Source organism: Halobacillus sp. (assembly GCF_049282395.1).
In the GTDB taxonomy this organism is placed as follows: domain Bacteria; phylum Bacillota; class Bacilli; order Bacillales; family Halobacillaceae; genus Halobacillus.
This window is the reverse complement of sequence record NZ_JBAPTY010000366.1, coordinates 1-3,584: the sequence shown is the minus strand read 5'-3', so window position 1 is coordinate 3,584 and position 3,584 is coordinate 1. Positions and strand designations below refer to the sequence as shown.

General features: G+C 42.4%; 3 protein-coding genes and 1 pseudogene. 1 reads left to right on the top strand and 3 read right to left on the bottom strand.

The window, feature by feature from the left end; genetic code table 11:
- A partial coding sequence (locus WAM07_RS15440; RefSeq protein WP_422168249.1) for a DUF2268 domain-containing protein occupies positions 1-783 on the bottom strand: 783 nt, incomplete at its 3' end.
- A 166-nt stretch (positions 784-949) separates the two neighbouring features.
- Here WAM07_RS15440 and WAM07_RS15435 point away from each other — a divergent pair.
- Positions 950-1,195, top strand: coding sequence for a hypothetical protein (locus WAM07_RS15435; protein ID WP_422168247.1), 246 nt, complete (start codon positions 950-952; stop codon positions 1,193-1,195).
- Positions 1,196-1,298: 103 nt separating this feature from the next.
- Here the strand turns inward: WAM07_RS15435 and WAM07_RS15430 are convergent, their stop codons facing one another.
- Positions 1,299-2,855, bottom strand: a complete 1,557-nt coding sequence (locus tag WAM07_RS15430) for a PTS transporter subunit EIIC (RefSeq protein WP_422168245.1) — start codon at positions 2,853-2,855, stop codon at positions 1,299-1,301.
- 87 nt (positions 2,856-2,942) lie between these two features.
- Positions 2,943-3,584, bottom strand: a pseudogene (locus tag WAM07_RS15425) (6-phospho-alpha-glucosidase); the annotation flags it as partial.

The window sequence follows — 3,584 nt, the reverse complement described above, 5'->3', positions numbered from 1 at the left end:
CAGACTTTGATCTGGATGGGCTTTATGGTACGACTCAATAATTTTAAAACCAATCTGATACCCTGCCCACCTCGGAAGAGCTCTCTTTTTGTTTCCGTAAAGAAAATCCATCTGACTTTCACGCTCTCGGTTTGAAAGATTGACCCTGTATTTATCCACCCATAATTTGTTTAGCTGCTTGTCAGTATATTGATTCGTCCACGGAGATATATAATCTTTTCCATAAACCTCATTAACAGCGTACTCTCCTAAACCTTCAATCACCAGGGTCTCAAGTAATGTTACGCGCTCCATATCAACATTCTTTTCTGTTAAGCGGCAGACATGGTTATATTCGTGAGCCAGAACTGCTTTCCAATCATCTTCTTTTACTGGGTCTCCATAAAAAAGGTATAAACCTTCCTTGAACGCTACTCCTCCTTTATTTTCTTTGCTTTCTCTCAGGAAAGAACCACCTTCCTGGAAGGGATAAAGATACACAGGAACCTCAGGACCATTCCACAATTTTTTTAAATATCGGTATTCCTTTTCCAACTTTTCGTACAAACCTTCCTCTTTCCAGTTCTTCACTAATTTCCCCGCTCTTCTCCAAGCATCCGGCTTGAATAAACCATAGGTTAACAAGAGATATTGAATTTCTTCTTCTTGCAGTCCGTCGAAGGGATGTTGAGCAGGCTGACAAATTGTTTCTCTTTGGACGATATAGGGAGATTGAAAAGGAGCCTTTCTTTTACATTTTTCATTAAAAACTCCCAATGCTCGTGAAGTGTCTACAATTCCCAATCCATACACCCTTTCTAATTATGTTCTCTTTCATTCTATGACTTTAGGGCAAAAAACATTTTTCTTTTAAACTATGCAGAATATCTACATTCGTCTACGCCAAACTCGTCTGCAAACATATTCTATAATCATAGTCCTCTATGTAGGAAAGAAAGGAAGTGCTTACTTGTCTCAATCCAACATTTATGGTCTCTGCTGCCGTTATCATGGTAGAGATGTCCGTCTAAACGGTCGTGATGGCCGTGTTCATTACGGTAGAATTACCCGAGTGACTCGCAACCATGTGTGGCTGCGTCCATTCCCGGGTCCACGTGGATATGGTTTTTTCTTTTACGGAGGGTACGGTTTCGGTATTCCATTTGCGATCGGAGCTATTACTGGTGTCGCTCTGGCTTCAGCTTTCTTCTGGTAAAAAAATAAGAGCCGCTCTAGGAGAGTGGCTCTTATTTTTAAGTTTATAAGATTCGTTTTTCTATTTAACTTACCTTTAATAGTAAGAAGATTAACAAGGTTCATTAGGAGACACTTGATTCATCCCTAATACGATTAATCTCATTTTTATAAAGATCGGAACGGCCTCCGAAGATCGCTTGAATATTCTGATCCACTTTAACTACACCAGCGGCTCCCAGTGCTTTTAACTCCTCTTCATCGATTTTGCTGACTTCGTTTACTTCGACTCTTAATCTGGTGAAGCAGGCATCCACGTGTTTTAAGTTGGATTCTCCGCCTAAAGCCGTCATAATCGATGCAGCCGTTTCGCGAGTCTGCTCGGATTTTCCACCCTTTTTCTTTTCGTTGAAATCCTTACGTGTATAAAGCTTGTTTTCTTGTCCTCCACGACCCGGCGTAGCCAGATCCCATTTTTTAATGGCAAAGGAGAATGAGAAATAATAAACAACGAAGAAGACGGCACCGACTACGATATTCAACCACCAATTATTTGTGCCTGGAATCGCATTGACCAGCACATAATCGATGAGACCAGATCCTCCTGCCCAGCCAATATTAGCATCTAACATATACATAGCTGCAAAGGATATGCCAGCTAACACGGCGTGAAACACAAATAGTAGAGGCGCTACGAATAAGAATGTAAATTCAATCGGCTCTGTGATTCCGGTAATAAAAGCCGTACCAGCAGCAGCCACAAGCATCCCTTTAACTACGGGACGGTTTTTCTTGTCCGCCTGACGATACATGGCAAGAGCCGCTCCAACAAGACCAAACATAATGACAGGGAACTTACCAGCCATGAAACGTCCAGCCGTTACTTCCACTCCTTCAGCCACTTGTGCTAAAAAGATATATTGGTCTCCGGATACAGTGCTTCCAGCAACTTCTGCTGTACCGCCCAGTGAAGTCCACAAAAACGGCGCGTACCAAATATGGTGAAGTCCGGTTGGTATAAGAACTCTTTCCAGGAATCCATAGAGACCTATATAAAGAGGATTCGTTGCTCCATTGGCGATTACGTTTGCGACAGCATTGATGCCGCTTTGAATCGGTGGCCACACCACCATCATAGCCATAGCAAGGAATATAGAAGAGAAAACCATCGCAATCCCGACCGAACGATCCCCAGCAAAGAAGCCCAATACTTCAGGTGGATCAAACTCGTGAAATTTATTATAAATGAAAACAGCAAGTAAACCGACAACAATTCCGCCAAGCACCCCGGTTTCAAGGGTAGGAATGCCGAGGGCAAAACCATATTCTCCGCTCTCCTCCACCATCTCTGGCGTAATACTGAGCGCAAAAGAAATGGTTTTATTCATGATGACGTACCCTAATAATGCAGCGAGTGCAGCAATACCGGATCCATTTGTCAGACCGATCGCGACACCTAGAGCAAATATAATAGCCAGATTATTGAATATGCTGATGCCAATGTCGGACATCCCTTGACCGATGAACTGAATCGCATCATTTTGTAAAAAGGTCAAAGTTTCTGACAATGGACCTGTAAGGGCGGCACCAATACCAAGTAATATACCTGCGGCAGGCAAGAGAGCGACCGGCACCATTAACGACTTACCAAACTTCTGTAGAACTCCAAAATGTTTCTTCATGATTTAGCTTATCCTCCTTTTAAGCAAACGCTTTCTTATCAAGGGAAAGAATAGACCCGAATACACGGTTCGGGTCTATAAATTTGATTAGACCGTCTGAGCTTTTTTACTGGCGTACAATGCAGGCCAATAGTCTTTGTTTGCTTCAATCATTTCGTCAAGAATCTTTCTTGCTCTTGGAGCGTCAATAACCGTTCGGTTCAAGGTCAAAGCCTGCAGGGCTTTTTCATAACTATTTTCATAATAAGCATCCACCACAAGTTTCTCATAAGCCAACTGTCCTTCAATTAACCCTTTGTAAAAGGTAGAAATGTGACCTACAGCGAATGGTTTAGGTCCACGATTCGTAATTACAGAAGGAACCTCAACCATGACATCATCAGGTAGATTGGCAATCGTTCCGTTGTTCTCAACCATCACTATAAAAATGTCACCATTGTTATAAGCCATGGATGCCGCAACTCGAATCATATAACGACCGTGGATATCTACTTCAAGCTCCACATTTTCAGTGGTATCATCTGCAATGATTTGATCTGCCAATGTGTGCACGCGTTTCTCACGCCCGTTAATGACCTGGCGGGCCCTTGTGTTATCCGGCTCCTCTTTATCCACCATCTGTGAAGGATATAAATAATACTGCAAATACGTGTTTGGTAAATATTCAGGAAAATCTGTCACCATCTGCTCGACTTGTTTAAACGTTTTAATCCAGGAAGGATCATTAGC

What these genes read in the sequence shown, in the direction of transcription:
- WAM07_RS15430 (WP_422168245.1), bottom strand. Translation starts at nt 2,855, where the DNA reads ATGAAGAAACATTTTGGAGTTCTACAGAAGTTTGGTAAGTCGTTAATG.